General features: G+C 65.9%; 21 protein-coding genes and 1 tRNA gene. 20 read left to right on the top strand and 2 right to left on the bottom strand.

What is annotated here, in order from left to right; translation table 11 throughout:
* Positions 1–134: 134 nt before the first annotated feature.
* From IPN02_08155 to IPN02_08115, 9 genes are all read left to right on the top strand, one after another.
* Positions 135–491 carry a monovalent cation/H(+) antiporter subunit G gene (locus IPN02_08155; GenBank protein ID MBK9296801.1) on the top strand — a complete coding sequence of 119 codons (357 nt, stop codon included), beginning with the start codon at positions 135–137 and terminating at the stop codon, positions 489–491.
* 310 nt (positions 492–801) lie between these two features.
* The gene (locus IPN02_08150) at positions 802–2109 is read left to right on the top strand and encodes an acyl-CoA dehydrogenase family protein (protein MBK9296800.1); all 1308 of its coding nucleotides are present in this window, start codon (positions 802–804) and stop codon (positions 2107–2109) included.
* 130 nt (positions 2110–2239) lie between these two features.
* Positions 2240–5023, top strand: a complete 2784-nt coding sequence (topA, locus tag IPN02_08145) for a type I DNA topoisomerase (protein MBK9296799.1) — start codon at positions 2240–2242, stop codon at positions 5021–5023.
* A gap of 265 nt (positions 5024–5288) precedes the next feature.
* Positions 5289–6848 carry an MFS transporter gene (locus tag IPN02_08140; GenBank protein MBK9296798.1) on the top strand — a complete coding sequence of 520 codons (1560 nt, stop codon included), beginning with the start codon at positions 5289–5291 and terminating at the stop codon, positions 6846–6848.
* On the top strand, positions 6845–7474 hold the full coding sequence (gene tmk / locus IPN02_08135; GenBank protein ID MBK9296797.1) for a dTMP kinase: 630 nt from the start codon (positions 6845–6847) through the stop codon (positions 7472–7474). The genes IPN02_08140 and tmk overlap by 4 nt, the downstream gene beginning before the upstream one ends.
* Entirely contained in the window at positions 7474–8604 is a 1131-nt protein-coding gene (locus tag IPN02_08130; protein MBK9296796.1) for a hypothetical protein, read from the top strand. Before tmk ends, IPN02_08130 begins: the two co-directional genes overlap by 1 nt.
* Before the next feature lie 199 nt (positions 8605–8803).
* The gene (locus tag IPN02_08125) at positions 8804–9745 is read left to right on the top strand and encodes a polysaccharide deacetylase family protein (protein ID MBK9296795.1); all 942 of its coding nucleotides are present in this window, start codon (positions 8804–8806) and stop codon (positions 9743–9745) included.
* 30 nt (positions 9746–9775) lie between these two features.
* Positions 9776–9851: transfer RNA gene (locus IPN02_08120), tRNA-Thr, on the top strand.
* A 121-nt stretch (positions 9852–9972) separates the two neighbouring features.
* On the top strand, positions 9973–11100 hold the full coding sequence (locus IPN02_08115; GenBank protein ID MBK9296794.1) for a site-specific integrase: 1128 nt from the start codon (positions 9973–9975) through the stop codon (positions 11098–11100).
* Here the strand turns inward: IPN02_08115 and IPN02_08110 are convergent.
* Together IPN02_08110 and IPN02_08105 are read right to left on the bottom strand one after the other, a co-directional pair.
* Positions 11062–12201 carry a cytochrome P450 gene (locus tag IPN02_08110; protein ID MBK9296793.1) on the bottom strand — a complete coding sequence of 380 codons (1140 nt, stop codon included), beginning with the start codon at positions 12199–12201 and terminating at the stop codon, positions 11062–11064. The genes IPN02_08115 and IPN02_08110 overlap by 39 nt on opposite strands.
* Positions 12198–12812, bottom strand: a complete 615-nt coding sequence (locus IPN02_08105; GenBank protein ID MBK9296792.1) for a hypothetical protein — start codon at positions 12810–12812, stop codon at positions 12198–12200. Before IPN02_08105 ends, IPN02_08110 begins: the two co-directional genes overlap by 4 nt.
* Positions 12813–12963: 151 nt before the next feature.
* On the opposite strand from IPN02_08105, the gene IPN02_08100 reads away from it, so the two are divergent.
* The 11 genes from IPN02_08100 to IPN02_08050 all read left to right on the top strand — a co-directional run.
* Positions 12964–13998, top strand: coding sequence for a D-alanyl-D-alanine carboxypeptidase family protein (locus IPN02_08100; protein ID MBK9296791.1), 1035 nt, complete (start codon positions 12964–12966; stop codon positions 13996–13998).
* Positions 13999–14114: 116 nt separating this feature from the next.
* Positions 14115–16376, top strand: coding sequence for a tyrosine-type recombinase/integrase (locus tag IPN02_08095; GenBank protein MBK9296790.1), 2262 nt, complete (start codon positions 14115–14117; stop codon positions 16374–16376).
* A gap of 248 nt (positions 16377–16624) precedes the next feature.
* Positions 16625–18028, top strand: a complete 1404-nt coding sequence (locus tag IPN02_08090; protein MBK9296789.1) for a tyrosine-type recombinase/integrase — start codon at positions 16625–16627, stop codon at positions 18026–18028.
* A 136-nt stretch (positions 18029–18164) separates the two neighbouring features.
* The gene (locus IPN02_08085; protein ID MBK9296788.1) at positions 18165–19094 is read left to right on the top strand and encodes a hypothetical protein; all 930 of its coding nucleotides are present in this window, start codon (positions 18165–18167) and stop codon (positions 19092–19094) included.
* A gap of 739 nt (positions 19095–19833) precedes the next feature.
* Entirely contained in the window at positions 19834–20265 is a 432-nt protein-coding gene (locus IPN02_08080; protein MBK9296787.1) for a hypothetical protein, read from the top strand.
* Between the two features lie 1099 nt (positions 20266–21364).
* Positions 21365–21649, top strand: coding sequence for a hypothetical protein (locus tag IPN02_08075; GenBank protein MBK9296786.1), 285 nt, complete (start codon positions 21365–21367; stop codon positions 21647–21649).
* Positions 21650–21899: 250 nt separating this feature from the next.
* Entirely contained in the window at positions 21900–22133 is a 234-nt protein-coding gene (locus IPN02_08070; GenBank protein MBK9296785.1) for a hypothetical protein, read from the top strand.
* A gap of 125 nt (positions 22134–22258) precedes the next feature.
* A complete protein-coding gene (locus IPN02_08065) occupies positions 22259–22765 on the top strand; it encodes an SWF/SNF helicase family protein (GenBank protein ID MBK9296784.1) in 507 nt (168 codons plus the stop codon).
* Positions 22766–22877: 112 nt separating this feature from the next.
* The gene (locus tag IPN02_08060) at positions 22878–23387 is read left to right on the top strand and encodes a hypothetical protein (protein ID MBK9296783.1); all 510 of its coding nucleotides are present in this window, start codon (positions 22878–22880) and stop codon (positions 23385–23387) included.
* 415 nt (positions 23388–23802) lie between these two features.
* Positions 23803–24219, top strand: coding sequence for a DUF3883 domain-containing protein (locus IPN02_08055; protein ID MBK9296782.1), 417 nt, complete (start codon positions 23803–23805; stop codon positions 24217–24219).
* Positions 24212–24658 (top strand): DUF1156 domain-containing protein (locus IPN02_08050; GenBank protein MBK9296781.1); only part of this gene is annotated, 447 nt, incomplete at its 3' end. The genes IPN02_08055 and IPN02_08050, both read left to right, overlap by 8 nt.

Below are 24658 nucleotides of genomic sequence, written 5' to 3'. Positions count from 1 at the left end.
CGTGGCGCCTTGGCGGGAGTGTGGACAGATGATCGTGTTGGGTTGCTCGTTCCTGTGGCGCCTTGGCGGGAGTGTGGACAGATGATCGTGTTGGTTTGCTCGTTCCTGTGGCGCCTTGGCGGGAGTGTGGACAGATGATCGAGGTCATCGCCGCCCTCTCGATCCTCGCCGGGGCGGTGCTCACGCTGATCGCCGGGGTGGGACAGCTGCGTTCCAACGACCTGTTCGTGCGCATGCACGCGGCCACCAAGCCGGCCACCCTGGGCTGGTTGCTGGTCGTCGTTGGAGCAGTGATGGCCATTCCGAGCTGGTCGGTGGTCACCAAGCTGATCCTGGCGTTGGCGCTGCAGTTCCTCACCGCGCCGGTGGGTGCACACCTGGTCGGGCGGGCCGCCTACCGGGTCAGGGCCGAGCGTCCGGGTCGCACCCGCAGCGAGCGGCTGGTGATCGACGAACTGGGTGAGCGGCTGCCCCCCGACGAGATCGCCTGACCCGGGCCTTCCACCTCGGTCCGCTCCGAAGCGGGCACGGTCCGGCTCGGGTGCGAGCCGAGCCGGGATCGCAGATCGGTAGTCGGGAGTTGAGAGCGCGGTCTGGCGGTCGTGTGGGCTCCCGAGTTCCGAGTCCCCTCGAACCGGGGAGTGCAAAGCGCGGTCTGGCGGTCGTGTGGGCTCCCGAGTTGCGGACGGGGCATGCGGCGCGGTCGACGTTCGAGGTCGGCCGACGCAGGCGTCGCCTAGGTTCGGGCGTCACGGCTTGTCGATCGTGTTGTCGAAAGGACCCGCCATGCCCGCACCAGGAATGCACTCAGGTGATGCGACCGACGAGGCGCTCAACCTGGCGATGTCGGCCGCAGCGCTGCCGCTGTACGAAGCGGTCATCGAGTTCATCGCCAACGAGATCGACCCGATCACCGAGGAGTTCTTTGCGCTCGGCGATGGGCGCAGCGACCGCTGGCAGTTCGCCGACGGTCAGCTGGAGCTGCTCGATGGCGCCAAGGCCAAGGCTCGCGACGCGGGACTGTGGAACTTCTTCCTGCCCGACGCCGAGACCGGCGAGGGCCTGTCCAACCTGGACTACGCCTACATTGCCGCCGAGCTGGGCAAGAACCCGTTGGCTGCGGAGTGCCTCAACTGCTCGGCGCCGGACACCGGCAACATGGAGGTGCTTGAGCGGGTGGGTACGCTCGAGCAGAAGGAGCGTTGGCTCCAGCCCCTCCTCAACGGAGAGATCCGCTCGGCGTTCGCAATGACCGAGCCCGACGTCGCCTCCTCCGACGCCAAAAATGTGGCGACCGTAGCCGAGCTCGATGGTGACGAGTGGCTGATCAACGGGGAGAAGTTCTACATCTCCGGCGCCGGCGACCCCCGCTGCAAGATCATGATCGTCATGGTGCGCACCAGCCCCGACGCCCCGCCGCACCGTCAGCAATCCCAGATCCTCGTGCCGATGGACACCCCCGGGGTGGAGATCGTCGGCCCGATGCACGTGTTCGGCCAGGACGACGCCCCGCACGGGCACATGCACCTGCGCTTCACCGATGTGCGGGTGCCCGCCTCCAACATGCTGCTCGGCGAGGGACGCGGCTTTGAGATCAGCCAGTTGCGGCTTGGTCCCGGCCGCATCCACCACTGCATGCGCTCGATCGGCGCGGCCGAGAAGGCGCTGGAGCTGATGGTGCGGCGCGGGCTCAACCGCGAGGCGTTCGGCAAGCCGCTGGCCCGCCTGGGCAAGAACACCGAGGTGATCGCCAAGGCCCGCATCGAGATCGAAGCGATGCGGCTGATGGTGCTGCGTGCGGCCCGGGCGATGGACCTGACCGGCAACGCCGAGGCTCGCATCTGGGTGAGCGCGGTGAAGGCGATGGTGCCGGTGCGGGTGTGCGAGATCATCGACGAGGCCATCCAGATCCACGGTGCCGCCGGTATCTCCCAGTGGACCCCGCTGGCGAGCATGTACGCCGCCCAGCGCACGCTGCGCTTGGCGGACGGACCTGACGAGGTGCACTGGCATGTGGTGGGTCGCGCCGAGCTGACCCGTTACGAGGACGACCGGGCGCCCTCGGTCGGCCCGGCCACCGACCGGTCCGGGGTCTTTTCCGGGCCCTGATCGGCCTCATACCGGCCCGGGATCGGACCCATCCAACCACCGGTCCACCGGTGTTCGACGGCCCCCGGAGCGATCGGTCCGGCGGGGTCGGTGTTGACGCCGTGCGCGGCGCTGGTCTTGGCTGGACCCGATGTCCTCCCTCGTAATCGTCGAGTCACCTGCCAAGGCCCGCACCATCTCGAAGTTCCTCGGTGCTGACTATGTGGTCGAGTCCTCCATAGGCCACATCCGCGATCTGCCGCGCTCGGCGGCGGAAGTGCCGGCCGCCTACAAGGCCGAGTCGTGGGCACGGCTGGGCGTCGACACAGCCAACGATTTCAAGCCGTTATACGTGGTCGCTGGAGACAAGAAGTCCCAGGTGAAGCACCTGAAGGGCCTGCTGGCCGACGCAGACGAGCTCTATCTGGCAACGGATGAGGATCGCGAGGGCGAGGCGATTGCATGGCACCTGCTCGAGGTGCTCAGCCCCAAGGTGCCGGTGCGGCGCATGGTGTTTCACGAGATCACCCCCGACGCCATCCAGGCCGCGATCGACAACCCTCGGGATCTCGACCGCCGCATGGTCGATGCCCAGGAGGCCCGGCGGATCCTCGACCGCCTGTATGGCTATGAGGTGTCGCCGGTTCTGTGGAAGAAGGTGATGCCCCGTCTGTCGGCCGGCCGGGTGCAGTCGGTGGCCACCCGCATCGTCGTCGAGCGCGAGCGGGCCCGCATGGCGTTCCGCTCTGCGTCGTATTGGGACCTGAAGGCACAGGTGCACGTCGCCGGCGGAGACGGCGGCGCCGCTGCGCCAGCGGCTGGCAAGGCGACCAACTTTGGCGCCCAGGTGATCGAGGTGGACGGCGTGCGCTTGGCCACCAGCCGCGATTTCGACGCCGAAGGCCAGCTGACCCGAGAGGGTGCGCTGGTGCTCGACGAGGGGGCCGCCACAACCTTGGCCGGCACCCTCACCGATGCTCCGGCCACGGTGACCTCGGTCGAGGCCAAGCCCTATACCCGCCGCCCCTACCCGCCGTTCATGACCTCGACGCTGCAACAGGAGGCCGGCCGCAAGCTGCGCTTCAGTTCGGCTCAGACGATGTCGGTCGCCCAGCGCCTGTACGAGAACGGGTTCATCACCTACATGCGTACCGACTCGACCACGCTGTCGGGGGCGGCGCTGGCGGCGGCGCGCAGCGAAATTTCGCAGCGCTATGGGGCGCCGTATCTGCCCAAGGAGCCCCGCACCTACAAGAAGAAGGTGAAGAACGCCCAGGAGGCTCACGAGGCCGTCCGCCCGGCCGGTGACAGCTTCCGCTCGCCCGATGAGGTGCGCGGGGAGCTGCGCAGCGACGAGTTCCGGCTCTACGAGCTGATCTGGCGGCGCACGGTGGCCAGCCAGATGAACGATGCCCGTGGCGAGTCGGTGCAGGTGCGGTTGTCGGCCCAGACGGTTGCGGCCGGCTCGGCCGGGTCCCAGAACGTCACCCTGTCAGCGTCCGGCCGCACGATCCTCTTCCCTGGCTTCCTCGCCGCGTACGTCGAGGGCGAGGACGACGGGGCGGAGGCCGACGATGCCGAATCGGTGCTGCCCGAGGTGAGCGAAGGTCAGTCGGCAACAATCGACGAGGCCGAGGCGAAGGGTCACGAGACCCAGCCGCCGTCGCGCTTCACGGAGGCGTCGCTGGTCAAGCGGCTTGAAGAGCTGGGTGTGGGTCGGCCCTCGACGTATGCGTCGATCATCTCCACCATCTTGGATCGCGGGTATGTGTGGAAGAAGGGCTCCGCCCTGGTGCCCAGCTTCACCGCCTTTGCTGTGATCGGCCTGTTGGAGGGCCACTTCCCCGAGCTGGTCGACTACGCCTTCACCGCCCGCATGGAGAACGACCTCGACGACATTGCCGGGGGCACCGAGGAGGCCGTGCCATGGCTGAGCCGGTTCTACTTCGGCGCCACCGACGACGACGCCGGCCTGGCCCGCATGGTCAGCGAAAACCTGGGCGACATCGATGCTCGCGAGGTCAACTCGATCCCGCTGGGCTCCGATGATGAGGGCCGTGAGATTGTCGCCCGGGTCGGTCGCTACGGGCCGTACCTGCAGCGGGGCGAGGACCGCGCCGGCATCCCCGAGGACCTGGCCCCCGACGAGCTGACCCTGGATCGGGCCACCGAGCTGCTCGACGCCCCGTCGGGCGACCGCGAGCTGGGCATTCACCCCGACACCGGCTGGCCGGTGATGGTCAAGGCGGGGCGTTTCGGCCCCTACGTGGCGATGTCCGATCCCGAGGAGCCGGACGAGAAGCCCGCCACCGCCTCGCTGTTCGCCACGATGGACGTGGCCACGATCGGGCTCGAGGAGGCGGTGAAGCTGCTCACCCTGCCCCGCGTGGTGGGCGTCGATCTGGCGGACAACGTGGAGATCGAGGCGCTGAACGGCCGGTACGGCCCCTACATCAAGAAGGGTTCCGACAGCCGCAGCCTCGACAGCGAGGAGGAGCTGTTCACGGTGACGTTGGAGCAGGCGCTGGCCAAGCTGGCCGAGCCCAAGCGTCGCAAGGGGCAGAGCGCCAAGCCGCCGCTGAAGGACCTGGGCCCCAACCCCGACAACCCGGAAAAGTCGATCGTCGTCAAGGACGGCCGCTTCGGCCCGTACGTCACCGACGGCGAGACCAATGCCAGCCTGCGTAAGGGCGACACGCCCGATGGGCTGACGATGGAGCGGGCCCAGGAATTGCTCGCCGACCGACGTGCCCGAGGCCCAGCAAAAAAGAAGGCGGCCGCCAAAAAGAAGGCGCCCGCCAAGAAGAAGGCGACCAAGAAGAAGGCGGCTGCGAAGAAGAAGGCTCCGGCCAAGAAGAAGGCCCCTGCAAAGAAGGCGGCAACCAAGAAGGCGCTGGCCAAGAAGACACCACCCCCCACGCCGTCCGAGGACTAGAGCACTCGATGGGTTGCGGCCGATCCTGCGGTGTCGCGTGACGAGCGTCCGCATCCCACCTCGAATCCCTGCGGTGCAGTAGAAAAGGAGCCTGCGTACCCGGTCCGAACGGTCGGGTCGGCGCGCCTTCAACACCGTGATGGGAACCACCAGACCACCAGAGGGATCAGATTCGGCCGGAGCATCCGTCGAAGCCGAAACGCTCCCCTCCTCGCCCGACCTCTCTTCGTTCGATCCGGACTCGACCGGTTCGGGCGAGGGCTGGATGCAGCGAATCTTCGGTTCTCGGGACTTCTATTACCTGTGGGTTGTGCAGCTGGTGTCGGCTCTGGGCGACTGGGTGGGGCTCTTTGCCATCACCGCCCTGGCGGCGCAGCTCTCGTCGGCGCCCGAGGCGGCCACGGCGCTGGTGCTGACCGCCCGTGTGGCGCCGGGGTTGTTTCTCGCACCGCTCGCCGGCGTCTTCGTCGACCGCTTTGACCGCAAGAAGGTGATGATCTGGTCGGACCTGGCCCGGGCGGTCGTGTTCATGGCGCTGCCGTTCGTGCGCTCGGTCACCGGCCTGGTGATCGCCTCGCTGCTGCTCGAGGTGTTCACGATGCTGTGGTCGCCGGCCAAGGAGGCGGTCACCCCCAGCCTGGTGCCCCGCAAGAAGCTGACCGACGCCAACTCGCTCAGCCTGGTGGCCGCCTACTGCACCATGCCGGTGGCCGGCGGGCTGATCTACCTGCTCACCGCCGCCAACGGCTCGCTGGCCAACATCTCCTGGCTGGGGCCCCTTCAGTTCAGCAACGAGCTGGGCAACACCCAGGCGCTGGCGTTCTACTTCAACGCCGCCTCGTTCGTCATCGGCGGGCTGATCATCTGGAAGCTGGTGCGCATTCCCAAGCACGCGCTCGGCCGCCACGTGATCGGCGAGGAGCGGGTGGCGGGCGTCGGCGAGACATTCCGCGAGATGCGCGAGGGCTGGCGCTACATCGTCGAGAACCCGGTCGTGCGGGGGGTCAACGTGGGCCTGGCCACCGGGCTGTTCGGCGGGGCGATGCTCGTGCCGTTGGGGCCGGTGTTCGCCGAGAAGGTGATTGGTTCGGGGGACACGTTCTCGCTGTTCATCACCGCGCTCGGCCTCGGCGTGGCGGTTGGCATCGCCGCGCTGTCGGTGGTGCAGAAACTGTTGCCCAAGCGGGCGTCGTTTCTCATCGCCTCCTATGTCAGCGGCATTGCCTTGTTCCTGGCGGCGTCGATGTCCTCGTTCTGGCCGGCCGCGGCCTGCGTGTTCCTGCTCGGCGTGTGCGCCGGCACGGTCTACATCCTCGGCTTCACCCTGTTGCAGACCTATACGACCGACGAGCTGCGGGGACGGATCTTCTCGACGCTGCTCACCCTGGTGCGCCTGTGCGTGCTGGTGTCGCTGCTTCTGGGCCCCGCCATGGCGGCGCTGTTCGAGCAGCTCACCTCGTCGATATTTCCCAGCAATGCCCAGGGCATCCCCCAGGCCGAGATCTTCGGCGTGTCGCTGGCGGTGCCCGGCGTCCGGGTGGCGCTGTGGTTCGGCGGGCTGATCATCCTCGGCGCCGCCACACTGGCCGCCAGATCGATGGGCTTTCAGCTACGCGAGGGCCTGGCCGACGTCCGAGCCGGGCTGCGCCACAACACTGTCCGCCCCGAGTATTCGGCCGAGCTGTTTCATGGCGACCTCCGCCAGGCCGAGGTTCAGACGGCCGAGGTTCAGGCCGCCGAGGCGGTTGGCATCGATGTCGGCCTGGCCGAGGTGGACCCGGCCAAGCGCGCCGCACCACGACCCGACCCCGAGCGGCGCCGATGAGCCCCGAGCGCGGCCGTTTCATTGTCTTCGAGGGGCCCGACGGTTCCGGCAAGACCACCCAGGTCGGGCGGCTGGCCACGTCGCTGGGAGCGCTCCCCACCAGGGAGCCGGGGGACACCCCACTCGGGGCGCAGCTACGCCATCTGCTGCTGGCCGACGACTCCGAGGTTACCCCCGGGTTGCGGGCCGAGGCGTTGTTGATGGCGGCCGACCGCGCCCAGCACGTCGAGCGCGTGGTCGCACCGACGCTGGCCGCCGGACGGTCGGTGGTGAGCGATCGCTTCAGCGGTTCCTCGGTGGCGTACCAGGGGTACGGACGAGGGCTCGACCCGATGGAGGTGCTGGCGCTGTCGCAGTTTGCTGTGGCCGGGCTGGAGCCGGACCTGGTGATCGTGTTGGACGTCAGCGTCGAGGTCACGCTTGCCCGGCTCGGCACTGAGCGAGACCGGATCGAATCGGCTGAGCCGGCGTTCCATCAGCGGGTTCGTACCGGCTTCCTCGCCCAGGCCGACGCCGACCCGGAGCGTTGGGCGGTACTCGACGGCTCCGCCGACATCGAGCGGGTGGGTCGCGCAGTCGAGGCGCTGGTCGAGGAGCGGCTCGGTCTCGTCATCGTGGACCGCTAATGAACGAGGAGGGCACGCCCGACCAGGACGGTATCGGCCAGGGCGGGCTGGAGACCGAGGCGACCGGTCCGGGGATCACCCCCGGTCCGTTCGCCGAGCTGGTGGGGCAGCAGCCGGCAATTGCCCAGCTCAGCGCGGCGTTACAGCGTCCGGTGCCCGCCTACCTGTTCGTCGGCCAGACCGGTTGGGGAACCCGCAGGGCCGCCGACATCTTCGCCGGCGAACTGTTGGCCCGCCACGATCCCGAGACCGCCGACCGGCATCGGCGCCTGGCGGCGGCGGAGTCGCACCCGGCGATCGCCGTCGTCGAACGCACCGGCGCAGCGATCAGCGTCGAGGAGGCCCGCGATATCGCCCGCAGGGCCGAGCTGGCACCGCCGGAGGGGTCCCACCAGGTGCTGGTCCTCGTCGACTTTCACCTGGTCCGCAACGCCGCACCGGCGCTGCTGAAGACGATCGAGGAACCACCGGCGAGCACAACCTTCGTCGTATTGGCCGAGGAGGTCACCCCGGAGCTGGTGACGATCGCCTCCCGATGCCTTCGGGTCGACTTTCGTCCGATTCCCACGGAGGTGCTGGTCGCAGCGGCCGCCGAGGAGGGCTTCGACCCGGACGCGGTTGCGGTGGCGGCCCGAGCGGCGGGCGGCGACCTTGAGCGTGTCCGGGCGCTGCTGTCCGACGAGGCGGCCTCGCAGCGCTGGCGCCGCTGGAGCGACTTGTTGGGCCGGGTCGACGGAACGGCTGCGACGGCGAGCGGGCTGGTTGCCGAGCTGATCGCCGACCTCGATGCGGCGGGGGAGGCGCTGGCCGCAAGCCATGCTCGCCAGTTGGAGTCGTTCGATCACGCCGAGGGGGATACCCCACGGGGGCAGACCGGACGACGCAAGCGGTTGGAGGAGCGCCACAAACGCGAGGCCCGTCGGCTGCGCAACGACGCGTTGCGCGCCGGAATGGCGGCGTTGGCCGATGAGGCGCGGGCACGCGCTGTCGACGCAGCCGGGGCGCAGACCTACGGGCGGGTGGGCGACGGGCTCGCCGATCTGGAGTTGGCGCTTCTACATAACGCACGGGAGGACCTGGCGCTGCTGGCGCTGTTGCTGGCGTTGGGTGAGCCGACGCCGTCGCTGTGACCGACGGCGCCCTGGGCATGGCGGCCCGAGCCTCTTATCGGGGTGTAAGGTTCGGACAACTCCGTCGAACACATCTGGTGGCTTCGTCGCGTTCAGTGCCGTAAGCCGATCTCAACCTCCGAGGTGATAGCGCGTGACCCAACCGAGCGTCGAGAACACTCACGAGCGATCCGATGGCCGCACGCTGCTCGCTCTGAAGGTGGCGCTGGTCGCTGTTGTCGTGGTGACGCTAAGCGCCGCCGGGTGGCGAGGGGTCACGCAGGCCAACGGTCGAACCGAGCAGGCCAGTGGCCCACAGCCCGTACTGACTTCCCTGTCGGTGGTTGGAGAACTTCCTGAGGCTTCATCGGAGGCCCTCGTCAGCACCCCGGTAGAGGTAGCGCTTGTTCGTCAGGCGGAGAAGATTGCACGAGAGGCCGAGGAGAAGCGCCAGGCGGAGGAGAAAAAGCGGGCGATCGAGGCGGCCACTTTGCCGGAGCGGGGCGTCTGGAACGGCTCTGCCCCAATGCCCGGTTCCGAGGTACACGAACTGCTGACGATGCCGATGCTCGAAGGGGAGCAGGCGCCGGTGATTGCTCTCACCTTCGACGACGGGCCCTCGAAGTACACCGCCGAGATGGTGGAGATCCTGAAGAAAGAGAAGGTGCCGGCGACCTTCTTCTTCCTTGGTCAGAACGTGCAAGAGCGTCCCGACGATGCTCGGCTGGTCGCCGATGCCGGCTTCTCGGTCGGCAGTCACACGATGGACCACAAGGACCTGAAGACGCTGTCGCCTGCCGCAGCGGAGGCACAACTGGCCGACTCGACCAAGATCATCGACGATCTGTTGGGCAAAGGCACGGTGCAGTGCGCCAGGGCGCCCTACGGCTCGTTCAACGACGACACCCTGCGAGCGGCCAAGAAGCACGGCCTGGGCCTGATGGGCTGGGACGTCGACACCGAGGACTGGAAGGTGCGCGACAGCGGCAGAATTCTGGCCAGAGCCACCGTGCCTGGGCAGCGCCAGCTGATCCTGGCGCACGACGGCGGTGGGGAACGTCGGGCGACCGTAGAGGCCCTTCCCAAAATCATCGCTCATTACAAAGCCCAGGGCGCCCGCTTCATCGAGCTGTGCAGCGCCAACGAGTCCGAGGGGAACTGAGCGACGTCACGCTGGTAAGGTGAGATCTTCGCCCGGGTAGCTCAGACGGCAGAGCAGCTCACTCGTAATGAGCAGGTCAGGAGTTCGATTCTCCTCTCGGGCTCCACTCACATCCCAGTGTTCCCAAGGCATCCGGACCTTTTTGAAGGTCGGCTGCGGGAGCGTAACACCGCTACAGACCACAATTTAGTCCACATTCTCGCCATCGGCCCCTAGAATCGGGCCCCGTGAGCACCAAGTCTGCAAGTGGAAGCATCCGGGCTCGGCCCGGTGGCAAGTGGCAGGTCCGCGTGGCCGGAAAGAGCCGTAACGTCTCATCGCGCCGAGCGGCGGAGCGCATGCGGCGGACGATGCTCGAGGAACACGAGCGAGCCACCCAGTCGGGTCATGAAGAGACCACTGTCGGTGTCTTCCGGGAGATCTGGCTCGCCGACTGCGCCGATCGGCTTGCACCGAGAACCGTCCACTCATACCGGAGGATCCTCCAGCTGGAGGCGCTTACTCCGCTTCTACCGATGGAGCTTCACGAGGTCACCGCCAGGAAGCTCGCCCCGATCATCTCGCGGGTGACCGCCGAGCACGGCCGGCCCAGCGGGCTGGCCGCTTTCAGAAGCCTCTCGGCGATGTTCGGGCTGGCCGAGCGATGGGGCTACATCGAGATGAATCCCTTCCGTCGTATGCAGGCCCCGTCGGTCCCCAAGCGGGAGCCGACCGTCCCCACCCCGATCGTCATGGAACGGGCGATGCGGATCGCCACCCCGGAGTTCGCGTCCGTGCTGCAGTTCGCGATCTGCACCGGCTGTCGCCGTGGCGAGATCGCTGGCCTCCGATGGGGCGACATCGACACCGAGAAGAACAGCGTCATCATCCGGCGGTCGATCGACTCAACCCCAGGCAACGGCCTCCCAAAGGAGACCAAGACGTCCAGCACGAAGGTCATCAGCCTCGATGAGGGCACGCTCGCAGCGCTGGCTGCGCACAAGGCTCGCCAGGCGGACGAGGGACAGAACAACGCCTGGGTGTGGTCGCGGGATCGCGACGGGGTCATCCCCATCAGGCCCGACAGGATCAGCGACCTCTGGGCTGACGTCCGAGCCCAGCTCCCCGAGCTCGAGGGCGTCCGCTTCCACGACATTCGACATGCGACCGCCACCTGGCTCATCGCAGCCGGTATGGATCCGCGTACGGTTGCGGACCGGCTCGGTCACGACGACGTAAAGCTCACGCTGAGCACCTACACCGCGCCCGTGGCAGCGAGCGATCGCCGCGCAGCCACGATCATCGGCGACCTGTTGGCCGGGGCGAGAGCGGGCCTCTCAGCCGACGTCGACGACGGGGAGCGGCCCGGGTCGTAGCGGGTAGCTCTCCGGCCAGTCCGGCGACCGGTCCACCATCACCCGCCGCTCGCGCAGCGCCTTGGCCCACTCGGCCAGCTCGAGCCGGGCGAGGTGGAGGCCCAGGCACTTGTGTTGCCCGACACCGAACGAGAGGTGCGGGGTGGCATCGGGCCAGCGGGATGGATCGAAGGTCGTCGCATCGGTGTAGACGTCCGGGTCCATGTTCCCGGCCCACAGCAGCGCGAGCGCTCGGTCACCTTCGGCTACCGGGTGCCCCGCGATCTCGGTGTCCTCGGAGGCGACGCGGACGAATGCGCCGGGCGAGGACCGGTACCGCAGCACCTCCTCGACCACCTGGTCGTCATCCCACTCACCCGCCCACCAGCGGTCCCGCTCCGACGTCGAACCGCACATCTGCCACCCGAGGATCGCCGATTGAGCGGCGGTCGTCTCCCAGCCGGCGACCAGCATCTGAACGATGAGGGCGACCCGCTCGGCGTCGGACAGCTCCGCCGTTGCAATCCCCGTGGCCAGCGGTGTCGACGGTGCCTTCAGCACCTCGTCGGCCATCTCCGACAGGCGGACGCACGCCGCCTCGAGTTCATCCCGATGGCTGACCGACTCGAAGGTCCAGATCTTCGCAAAGTTGCGTGCCTCGGCGACCAGCACCTCGAGGTCACGCAGACCCAGCACCTGCTGAAACACCAAGCCGGCGAACCGCTGGGCAGCGTCGCCCAGGTCGTCACCCGGTGCGAGTTCGCCCACGATCTCGCGGGCGATCGTTCGGACCGTGTCGCCCAGCTCAAGGATCGACCCCTTGGTGAAGGGGGCCTCGACCGGGCCGCGCAGCTCCCGGTGCCGGTCCTCGTCGGCGAACGACGAGATCCGCTGGGCGATCTCCCAGGCCGGACCGGAGACGATCTCACCGAAGCTCAGGTACTCGATCGAGCAGGCCCGCCAGGGGGCCTTCCCCAGCGATGAGATCAGCTCCCGGCTGCCCACGATGAGGTCGCCCCACGGCGCAAGCCGCACTGGTCCGGGCCACCCGTGTCGGTGCACGTACCCGGGCGGGTCGTTCAACCACTCGTCGCTGCGGAGTTCCAGTTTGTCGAGCGTCATAGCAATCCTCTCAATGTCTCGGTCACTTGCCGGATCTCCGCTTCGGACCCCAGCCCATCGGACTTGTGGGTGCCTCTGAGGAGTTCTTCGGCGGCCAGGTCGATCCGGGTCATGGTTTCCAATCCGCTGATCGCCACCTCCCATTGCCCAAGCCACTCGTTCAACATGTGGCGCCCCATGCACAGCGCCATGCGCAGTGGCCACTCCAGCCGTACCGCCACCACCAGGTCGGCTTCGCCGGCGAAGGCTGCCCGCACGTCCTCCACTACTCGGGTGTCCATCCGGGACTGCACGGCGAGCATGGCCCGAGCCGACATCGAGTTGCGGGTGGCGAGCGCCTCGACGAGCCGGAGTTCATCAGCGCCGCTGACCTTCCGCAGCCGCCGCGCGGTCGCTAAAACATCGGTCGAGGAGCGCTGAACCAGCTCGCACCACTCAGGGGGAAGCATCACCGCAGATCGGTGGATGTAGAGCCGCCAGCGGACGGCTCGCTCCTCGAGCGTTGGAGTGTGAGGTTCCGACGGAGCAAGCGCCACCGCCGCCTTCAGCCCATCGGCCGACATCAGGGCGTAGTGCATCAGTTCGTCGACGAGGTCGGGGTCGTAGTCCACGAACGCCGACGCTAAGAACCCGGCCGCGATCACTCAAACCGATCGGCTGTGGACTATTTCACAGGCAAACGAACGTAATTTCACGTTTGAAACTCCGGAGCGCATCGTCTCCTGCGGGTCAGTCCCACAAGCTGGCGCTAGCAGCTGGGTCATGAAGTTTCTCGCAGCAGTGATCGCCATGGTCGTTCTTGGTGGCGGCGCCATGATGGGGATGGGCTACTCCCAGCAGTCAGCAGCGGCAGCAAGCGCCGCCGGCGGTGTCTCGTGTGTCCTCCCACCGGGACAGGGGCTGCCTGCCGTCGGCCCGTGGCCGGACACGCTCGACGCGGTCCACGTCGCTCAGGTCGCCGCAGCAGCCGGGTTCACCGGGCCAGACCTGACCATCGCCGTGGCCGTCGCCTCGGCCGAGAGCAGCCACCGGCCGCACCTCACGAATCAGAACACCGACAAGCACCGCAGCGTCGACTACGGGCTCTGGCAGATCAACGGGTACTACCACCCCGAACAGATGGCGACCGGTGACTGGGCCAACCCGTGGGACAACGCCCGCATGGCTCACAGCATCTGGGAGGAGAGCCAGAGCTGGGGCGGTGGCTGGGGCTCGTGGGTGACCTGGAAGAAGGGCCTCCACACCAAGTACATGGCGCAGGCCACGGCCGCAGTGGCCCAGCTCACCAAGCTCGGTAGCGATGCAGGGACGTGCCTGCCCGGGCCGGCGGGGGAAGGTGGCGCCGCCATGCCAGGAGGCCCGACAGAATGCGCAGCCGTGTCTGGAGGCGTCCCGGAGAACCAGACGGTTCCCGTGCGCCACCGGCGAGGCACCACCACGGTCAACCGGTGCTTGGCAGCCAACGTCGCAGCGCTCTTCAACGCCGCCCAGGGTGCGGGGCTGCCGTTGGGTGGTGGCGGCTACCGGGATCCGGCCGGGCAGATCAGAACACGTCGCGCCAACTGCGGCACGTCCAACTACGACATCTACCAGAAGCCCAGCACCGCATGCAGTCCCCCGACAGCACGCCCAGGCACGTCCATGCACGAACGGGGGTTGGCGATCGACTTCACCTGCGGTGACGGGACGGTCCGACTCGGCGACCAATGCTCTCGATGGCTTCTGGCCAACAGCAAGCGGTTCGGGCTGACGAACTGGCCCGTCGAATCCTGGCACTGGTCTACGAATGGTCGGTAGGTTGCTCTAGTTGGGGTTAGTGTGTAGGGGTGGGTTGCTGTAGATGCCGCTGGTCTCCGAGCCGGTAGCGATCTGTGACGGGTGGGCGTCGTGATGCGGGTGGAGAGTCGGCCGATGTGGCGGATGTTCGTCGAGCGTCTGAGGAGTCTCGGGACGAGCTGACGAATCGTGGTCGGGCGGCAGCGTCGGAGACGGCTGCATCGTATGAGCGGCGTTGGCGTGTGTGGACCCGTTTTTGTGCTCACCATGGGGTGTCGCCGCTACCAGCGAATGAGCATCATGCGGCGGCGTTCGTTCTGGCACGGTTGGGTGCTGGGATCTCGCCTTCGGCGATCGGTGCGAATCTGGCGGCTGTCCGTTGGTATCACGTTCATCGAACCGATCCACCGATCGAGGAGGTGACCGATCTTGCCCGGCGTGTGCTGAGCATGCAGGAGCGGGTGGTGCCCCGCCGGGCGCAGGGCGCTCCGGTGGTGTCGGTGGGTGCTTTGGAGTCGATGTGTCGGATCGTCCGCCCGGCAAAGCTCGTCAACTATTCGGCGCGGTTGGTGCGCCATTTGTCGGGGCTGTCACCTCGGCAGTTGATGGCTATTCGCGTCGATGGGATCGATTGGGTTCCGTTCGGCGCGATCCTTCACGTCCCGGCGCTTCAGTCGGCTGGTCGAGCGGGGGCGACTCCGGCGGTTGAGGTGCGTTTGGAGCGGTTTGCGATGCTCCGGTTCTGTCCGGTCGAAGCTCTCGAGGTTTTGGTCGACTCGTCCGGCGACGAGATGCTGTTCACTCCTGGGCTGGCCAACCCGACGGGCGCGAAGGGGTGGGATCCTGTTGGTGATACCAGTGGGCTGGCATGGGCAATCGCGTCGCGTAACCGGGCGTTGGTTGCTGTGGGCTATCACGGTGCTTTGCGTGCTGCGGAACTCGTCAAGGCCCGCGCCGAGGATCTGGAGTGGTTGCCGGAGCGCCAGAGGTTCATCCTGAAGATCCCCTCGTCCAAGACCTCTGGGGTGAATGCCGATTTCGTTCCGCTACCGGCGACAGGCAAAGAGTCCTGCCCGGTCGCGGCGCTCCAAGACTGGTTCAACTACCGCGGTCCCGACGATGGTCCGCTGTTCGGTCAGATCCACCACGGCATCACAGCTGACCGGGGGATCTCGGCGGGGGAGATCCGCAAGGTTCTCGCCGCCCTGGCCCAACGTGCCGGTGTGGAGTCGTCGGTGACCGCCCACTCGCTGCGTCGGTCATGGGCCACTCATTCATGGTTGAACGGTGGCGACGGCGCGCTCGAGTCGATCATGGTGCGACTCCGCCACACCGGCCCCGAGATCACAGGCCGATACATCGAGGACCTTGGTGTCCACGTTCTCGATCCCAGTTCGTTTCTCGACCCGACGGTGGTGACCGCCACCCCAGACCGTCCGTTGCCCACCCAGACTGCCGAATTCGCCGCCGAACCGTTGGACCAGTTGGTGGACCAAGCGGACAGGCTGGTGGCCAAGGCCGACTATGCGCCATCGACACTTCACGGCTACACCAGTTCGTGGAACACCTGGAGCAACTGGGCGGAAGAGCACGGGTTCGCTCCGTTCCCAGCAGATCCCGATCACGTCGCGCTGTTTGTCGCTGCCCGCCAGCGTGACGGGCTGAGCGTGAGTTCGATCACCGGCTACCTCGCTGCGATACGGGCGGTCCACCTCGGCCGGAACGCCCAGGTTGGTGGGCTGACGAGTGCCACCGCCGCCATCCTCGAGGGGGCACGACGCACAGACCGTCGCCCGGCCCACCCGGCACCCATCCTCACGATCAGCGAGATCGCAGCCATGGCGGACGCTGCGCGTGCCGAATACCAGTGCACTGGTGATTGGAGGGCGTTGCGTGACGAGATCACCGTGGTGTTTGGGTTCACCGGCGCGTTGCGAGGCAACGACCTGCTCCGGCTCCGCCTCGACGACTTCACCACGATCGACGACAAGGTTGTCGTTGCCCGCATGAGCGCTTCGAAACAGAACCAGCGTGGACGCCGCCCCGAGCGAGTCCGTCTTGATGACCAGCCCGGTCTGCGGCCAATGGTTGGGCTTCTCAACGAATGGCGGACGGTCAACGACCCCGACGCTCCTCTGCTCGCCCGCCACCAGGGCGCCAACGGGCCGGTGAGCTATGACTCGGTCCGCTACCGGCTCCGACGAACCGCCGTTCGCGCCGGGCTCGAAACGGTCCCCGCTGTTCACTCGCTGCGCCGATCTTGGGCGTCCTACGCCTACACCGAGGGCCTCGACATCGCAGAGATCTCCAGGCATCTCCGCCACACCAACCCGACCATGACCCCCAGATACGTCGAACGCCACGACCCTTGGCGGCACAGCCCGGACCCCTCACAGTGACCGGCTCACACCAACGTCTGTGCGCTGGGACGAACCGTTTCGACCAACCATGCGGCAACCCACCGGCCCAAGACTCCGACTTCTGCGGCAAGTGCAAAGGCCCAAAATCGCTCCCATCCCCACCCGACCCTCCGACACCCCTGGGTGCGCCCCAGACCAGCCAGGCATCCGACGACCCCTGGACCCCGGCCGGTTCCCTCAACGACCGGCTCAGCCGAATCGCTGTCGACAACCCCCAACTCGGCGAGTTGGCACGCGTCGCCACCGAACTCGCCGCCGCATCCAGATCCCAAACAACCCGCGACACCTACGAGATCCATTGGCGGACGTTCACCAAGTTCTGTGATCTCGTCGGCCTCTCAGCGACCGTTCCCGTCCCGCCCGAAACGGTCGTCCTCTACCTCGCCTACCTGGCCCGCTTCGGCCGGAAGAACCCGATCACCGGCGAACGCGACAACGACCCCGACCTGGCACCACTCAAGCACGGTTACCTTCGCCAGGCGATCTCAGCGATCAGCCGCCGCCACGAACTGGCCGGGTTCCCGACGCCTACCTCCGACCCGGCTGTCGGGGCGGTGCTCGTCGGCTACGGCAAGACCCACGGGACCCGCCACAACGGATCGGACCCGCTCCACGGACACCAGATCCGAACCATCTGCGCCCACATCGCCGCCACCCCCAACACCACCAAACGAGACCTCGCACTCGTCGTTCTGATCGCCGGTGGACACATCACCCCAGGCCAAGCAGCCCGCCTCAACAGCGAACACGTCCTCTGGGCGACAGGCCACCCCGAACACGCTGCGGTCATCGCAGTCCAACGCCGTCGTTCGGCGACGGGGCTCGACCTCATCTCGCTCCCCGACAGCCTGCCCATTGCGATCTGTCCCACAGCGGCACTCCGGGCACTCGATCACCACCAGCGCGGCCCGGTGTTCAGGCGTCCCGACGGCGCCAGGCTTACCCGCCAGGCCATCGTCAAGATCCTCACCAAAGCCATCGGCACACCCGCCACCACCAGCACCCTCGCCGGACTCACCACCCGCGATATCGCTGACGCATCCGAATCGTTGCGAACGCCGGCCTGGTCAGACATCCGGGCACGAGCGGTCTTGGTGTTCCTCTACGGCGCCACCCTCCGAGGAGGCGAACTCGCAGCGCTGCGCTGGGACGACACCCGCATCAGCCCCAACGGTGTCGAGGTCACCGTCAGGCGGGCCAAGAACGACCCCCACGGCAAAGGCCACACCATCGGAGCCCCAAGAAAGTCCGACCCAATCCACTGCCCAGCAGCGATCCTCGACGAACTTCACGCCACGTACGCCGCCGTCCTCGGCCGTGACCCCCACCCCCACGAACCGCTCATCGCCAAACTCGACACCACAACAGATGGCCTCCTGCCGATCAGCCGGGAACGGATCAGCGAGATCGTCACCACACGAGCCGCTGCCGCTGGAGTTAAAGGCCGCTACACCTCACACAGCCCACGCGCCGGGTCAGCCACCGACATGCTCGACAACGGCGCACCCATGGCACAGGTCATCAAACACGGCCGCTGGCAGACCGAACAATCCGTCCACGCCTACTATCGCCGCACCCAAATCTGGGGAAACCTCAACCCCGCCCAACAACTCCCAGACAGCGCAAGCTGACCCTCGCCTCAGATCCTGACTGGAACAACCGGCCGCGCGCCCAGCGGGTGCCGCCCTGTATCCGGCTGACTACACTTGAGCGCAATACAGAGTGTTCGGCGGTTGGCCAGCATTCCAACGATCCAAATGAGGGGCCATGAACCAACTCGGAACCATAAGCAGGCTGCGACGAGCTGCCACCGCCGCCGTCGCGATGCTGGTCGCCCTCCCCATCGGTTTGTCCTCAACCGTCGGAGCCCAGGACGCCGACTATTCACTGTCCCGTATTGCGGCCTGCTCTCCGGGGGCCGGTCAGAGTGACGTGCCGGGCGCCGGAGTCCTGCGCATCACCAACAATTCCGATTCCGAACTGGGTTACACCTACACCACTGCCGCGGGGGCGATTGCCGACACCAGCGGGATTCCCGCTGGAGGCACCGTCGCAGTTCCGATCCCGAGCGACGACGAGCTACCGACAGTCAACGTTGGCGGCGCGGATGTGGGAATCCCCGCCGCAAACGGCTGCGGATTCGGCCTAGAGAGCGGCATCGACCCATGTCCGGATCGCGAAGCGACCGGCCTTGGAGCCTTCATCCTTAACAACCTTCCGGAACAGGTTGAGGTGGACGTCGACGGTGAGCCAGTAACGCTTGACGTTGGGAGCAACCCGATCGACCTTCCATTCGAAGCCTCGTTCGTCGTGACCGAAGGCGGCGAGGAGGCCGTGGACGTGACGCCGGCTATCGGGTGCGTCGGGCCGCTGAGCATATTGGTGGACGAGGAGCCCTGCACCGACTCTGATCCGGCGGTGAAGGACACCTTCGTCGTCAATCGAGTGGCGGTGCCGGTGACCTTCACCGTCAACGGAACTGAGGCCTCACTCGACCCCGGCGAAGCCCGGACCTTCAACGACACCGGTGAAAACCCCAAGGTGGTGGTCGGCGGCCGTCAACAGGCACTGATGAATCAAGACCCGATCATCGGCATTCCAGCAGTTGGATGCCCGGCGCCAGCGCCGTCCTCTCCGGCCGAGCCGCCCTCTTCCCCATCAGCGCCAGCACCGCTTAGCCCCAAGTTCACCGGCTGAGCCGCTACTTGCCGACAATCCCCCTGAACGGCTCTCCTGGACTCAACGTTGTCCAGGATTCAGGTCAGTCCTGGTTGGCGCATTCGCAGTCATCGCTGGTTGACCCTCAGCCCGCCGTTGCGAGCCTTCCTGGCAACTACAGCAACCAGTGGTCGACGGAATTCAGCTCCAACGGTCACTGACCAGCGTGGTCATTCAACCGTCGATGCTCCCCAGGTCGACTTACGGATCATCGCTACGGACCATCATCGAACCGGACGGGTGGCAGCGCCTCAGACGAGCCGCAGGAAGAACAACCGGGGGTGCCTGCGCATGGTGTGGGGCGGTCGCACTGGCCGGTAGGTGGCGCACGTGGGAGACACACGAAGTCTGGACCTTCGACATCGCCGCCAAACGCCAAGTTCTCTCTGCGGTCGTCCCGCTCTGTCGCACCTGCCACCTCACCCAACACATCGGCTACGCCCGCCGTGAAGGGTTGGAGGGCCAGGTTGTCGCAGGAGGCCATGCATCTCAATCGTTGGTCCCACGATGAGACTGCGTGGGCGATCGCAGAGGCCGAGCACCTTGCATCACGCAGAGGGCGAACAGCTTGGGACCTGGACCTCACCCGCTGGGGCGAGCACATCGAGTTGCCTGCCTGGCCGGATCTGTTCATCCCCGCGGACGCAAGACGGGCGGCCGTGGTTCGCGCCATCACCGGCACACCGTGACTGTCAGTGTCGGCGGGTACCCTCCAACTATGGACACCGCCCAGCTGATCCAATCGATCAGAGACGGCGACTACCCGGCGGTTGCCACCGCGGTAGCGCTCCCGCCCGGACATCGTGCCCTCACCGTCACCGCCGGTGTCGTGTGGTGGCGATACGGCGCCGGGTGGGACCAGGGCGAGAACGTCGAGGTCACCACTACCAGCCACGACGTGATCATGCGCTCGTGGACCCAGGTGCTCTCCTGGGGATGGCACGCGATCGACGCCGCCCAGCTATTCGAGGATGACCTGCTGCTGTGCCAAGGCAGGAGCACCACCGGCGAGACCTCGTTCATGCTCCGCACCGAGGCGGCTCAGCTCACGTTCTGCTTGTGGGCCGCTCACCGCAACCCGAACCACCCCCAGGTAGCCGCCCTGCTGGAAGCGCTCAGCGCTGGCCCTTCCAGCCACATCAGCTGGTAGGCACGAGAGCGTTCCTATTTGAGGAGAAGCAGCCGAGCAGAGCTTGTCGCTGTGGATTACCGGGTAGGAGGACCACGTTGCTTTTGGGAGGGTCTAGTTCGGGAGCGACGGGCCCGAGGTGGTCCACATCGCAGCGGAGCAGGTTTGTCCCTCTGCCCCACCCATTCGGCCGTCGACGAAGTCAGTTCTTCTTTGCTGACGGATCCAGTGGTTTCACTAGTGAGCGGACGCCCATCATTGCTGCGTCACTTGACCTCCGGTCCCTCCTCGGCGTTCGACTCGGGTGGTTCGTCAGCCGTCGCTTCCCTGGCCGTGATGCGTATTCGGACGAGCTCGGCACGTTCGGGCAGCCCGCGCTTAATTCCGGTCGTTGGCGCGCCAGGCCTCTTCGCCAAGTTTCCCGAACACCGGTCGAGAGGAGACTCCGCACGGCGCCGGGGCCATGCTCCTCAACTGACCGAGTACGTCGTCGTACCCAGAGATAACTCCGGAGGAAAACCAGGTGGCCTATCGAGTCGGCAACCGCCGGGCATCGCGACGCTCAGGGGCTGACCGGCCACAATAGGAACATGACAAGAGGTCAGAGCCGGTGAACCACAGTGAATCGGGCCTTCGACAAGCTCATCGTTCGGCTGGGCGAAGCTCTTCATGCGAACCAGATCTTGAGACGTTCATCGACAACCGGATCGACCCGTAGGCGTCGAACCCAGACTGCAGTCATTAGTCAGCCAGACGGAGTGGACTCCGGTGACTGAGCGACTGCCTCTAAGGGGAGACCGACTGCATATCGATGGCGAACTCGTCACTGTCGAAATCGCGACTGCGACTGAAACTGGCGCAGATCTCATTCTCCGGACAACTACGGGGTCGCTTCTGGACCGGACTCTCACTGTGCAACAGCTGGCCAAAGCGCGCGTTCCGGAAAACGACGGCCTCGGCCAGCCTGCTAAGGCACTCGCAGGCCTTTGGGGTCGCTGGATGGAGTTCGCCTCTCCGCGTCTTCGGTCGGCGGCGTTGGCAACGCGGCCCGCCAAACAGTTCAGCGCATCAGGATGAAGCTGTCTTTGACCACATGTTGCCGCAACCCCAGCTTCGATTCTTGCTCGCTGACGAGCCTGGCACCGGCAAGACGATCATGACGGGCATGTACTTGGTCGAGGTCGCCGGCGCGGCTGATACCGGGACCGACAATCGTCGTCGTGCCTGCTCACCTCGTCAGAAATGGCTGGAGGAGCTTGAGGACTTCTTTGGGATTCAGGCGAGCAGGCTCACCCCAGCGCAGCCAGAGACCCCAAGGATCTCGATCCGCGTCGACGTATGGGTGAGGAGTATCGATCTCTACACCCGCAACAACGATGTCCGACGTAAGGTTGCAGAGAAGTAGAGCGTCCTGGTCGTTGGCCGTGTTTGACGAGGCCCACCGGGGCTCACACCAACCTCTCGGTATCTGGCGGCTGCCCAGGAACTCGCGAGTCGCACACACCATCTCCTGCTGCTCACAGCCACCCCTAGGGGAAGGAGCACTTCTTCGCGGACTGTGCAATCTCCTCGACCCAACGCTCTATCCCTGGGATCCAGACCAGAGCGACTACGAAGGGTCGCTCCGCCCGAGTCGATTGACGTTTCTCAGGCGTATGAAGGAGGATCTCAGAGACGTCGACGGCACGCGCCTGTTCCCAGAGCGCTACGCAGAGACGGTTGCAGTGAGCCTTGGTGAACTTGAGCGCGCCGCATACGAGGCCGTTATGGACTACGCAGAGGCGTGGTATGGCGAGAATTCCACTTTGGCGCTGTCCATCTATGGCAAGCGTGCTGCCTCGTGCCTTCCGGCCGTAAAAGCGACGTTGGAGCGGCGCCTTGCCTGGTGACGGGTTCGGTTGCCAAGCGGGGTAGTCGGCAAATACCCGAGACGATGGCGGAAGACCTGCGGGCGCTCGGTCGATGTCTGAGGCGTTCGAAGATCCCACACAACTGGCACAGGTGGAGGATGTGATTGTCGACATCCACGAAAGACAAGCAGGGCGAGATCGAAGCGGTCGAATCCCTGCTGGCCCAGCTTCGGGCCGCCATCGAGTTTGGTGGCACGCCAGCGAAATGGATCAAGGCTCGAGAAATTCTCGATCGGCATGACATCGCTCCCGGAAAGGGTCAGCTGCTGGTATTCACTGAATTCGCTGACACGGCGCGGTGGCTTCACGGCTGCTTTGCAGATGCCGGGTTCAGCGTCGAGATGCTTGAGGGAGCAGTCGATCACAAAGCGCGCCATGAACTCCAGCAAGGCTTTCTCGCCAACCACTTTCAAGTACTGGTCTCGACCGATGCCGGCGGTGAAGGCATCAATCTACAGAGCGCGCACGTCATGCTTGACTGGGATATCCCTTGGTCGCTTGTCAGGCTTGAACAAAGGATGGGAAGGCTGCACCGCATCGGCCAGAAGAATGACGTGTTCATTTATCACCTCGTGGCGCCTGAGACCCGTGAAGGCCGGGTGCAAGGGTAATGCTTCAGAATCTCGAAGCGGCTGCGACGAGCCTCCGGCGGTCGCATCTTCGATCTTCTGGACGCCACGGCGGAACAGGCGCTCGGCACCAACTTCGATTTCCCCTCAGGTATTGTCTAACGCTCAGTCCGATCCAAGTGCGACGATCAATATCCCTGATGTTGCTGATCTGAAGCGGGCTGGTGAGGCGCTCGAGAAGGAAGACAAACATCTCCGCTCCAAAGTGAACCATGTTGCTGCCGACGCTCGATTCCGTGCTGACCGGCTCGAATCCATCAACCCGGTGATCGTCGACGGGTTCGTGGATGCTGTTGCGGCTGCAGAGGGTTGGCTCACCAGTCCCGGGCCCGCGGTCGGGATCCGTCGGTTGCAGGCATTGACACGGTTGCCGGCTGCCCTCGGCGGTGGTTCATCGAAGCTCTTCGCCGCCGACGGAGGAGCCGTTCAGCAAGCCAAGGCTGACGGGGTTACCGACCTCGAAGATGTCGCCGTCCTAGGGCCAACTGAGGATTCGTTTGCAGAACTGGTCCGCATAGCTGTCGATATGGGACGCTCCGAACTGCTTCGGCGCAAGGGGGTTGTTGATACCGGCTCGCTTACGAATTACCCTGCTGATCTATGAGGCAGAGGTTCGGATGCACGACGGTGTCCACCAGGTTTTGCGCCCTCGCCGGTTCTCATCAGGTGGTCGGGCGCCGGAGCCTGAAGTCTCCTGGGAGTCGCTATTGAGCCTCAAGCCAGGTGCTGGCCCAGCCGGTGCCAAGCCCAGCCAGCTCAACTCGCCGACGGCGAGTCAGCAGCGAAATCAAGCGCTGAGCGCGAGGTGAAGGTCAGTTCGCCGAGCGTCTGGGCTGGGTGACCAAAGCGCGCGAGCAACAACGAGCTCGAGAACTGACTTTCTGGAGATCGCTGAGTTCCGGAAGGAGAGACAGGCCCGCCAAGGGGCCTTCTCCAGCCTCAAAGTGGAGCGCCTTGCGCAGCTGAGGGAGCTCGAAGATGTCCAGCCCACTGCCGTTCGCCTCGTTGGTTGGACCCACGTGAGTGCGGGCGTCACGGTTGACGAACTCGGCTACGAACCAAATGCCGAGAAGGTTGCCGTCGCCAAGGTCATCGCCGAACTGGAGTCATTGAGTTATACGGTCGACGATAGACAGACGGCGGGAGTCGGCTACGACCTCCTCGCCCGACACGTGCACACTGGCGAGCAGCGCTGCGTGGAAGTCAAAGGTTTCACTGGTCAGATGGGCCCCGTTTGGCTTGAGCAGAACGAGTGGGCCCAGGCTCTCCAGCGCCGAGACGACTATTGGTTGTACGTCGTCGACGATTGTGCCGAACAGGCCGCTGTAACGGTGAGAGTTCAAGACCCAGTCAATGTCTTCGCTGACGGCGCTGGCAGGATCCAGCGTTACCAGATCAAGCTCTCACAGCTGAAGGAACAGACCAGGCATGGATGAAACAGCGAACGAGCGAATGATTGATCGATGGTTCCCAGTGGCCGCCGTCGACAAAGCGTGTCGATCGGCCGTCGGCTCGGGCAAGCTGGAGAAGGCAATCTTCAGCTGGTTTGCATCGAGGCCGATCGCTCAGGCACGGCGCTGCCGCATGACCGGGATGCTGCCCGCAGATCCTGCGCTCAAACTGCTCATCGAGGCAGCGATCGTGTCGGGAAGTCCCGACACCATGAGTGAACTCGCCGATCTTGTGGTTGCTTCGACTGGCGGACGGCGACCCGTCATGCTCGACATGTTCTCGGGGCGTGGCATCCTGCCTCTCGAGGGTGCCAGGGCAGGCGCAAAGACAATCGGGATCGACCTATCTCCGGTCGCTGTTCTTGCCGGAAGATTGCTGGCGGACTACCCGTCGCGCGACTGGTCGCATGAACCGCCGCTGCCC

This window comes from Candidatus Microthrix subdominans (genome assembly GCA_016719385.1).
GTDB lineage: Bacteria > Actinomycetota > Acidimicrobiia > Acidimicrobiales > Microtrichaceae > Microthrix > Microthrix subdominans.
This window is presented reverse-complemented; position numbering and strand designations above follow the sequence as displayed.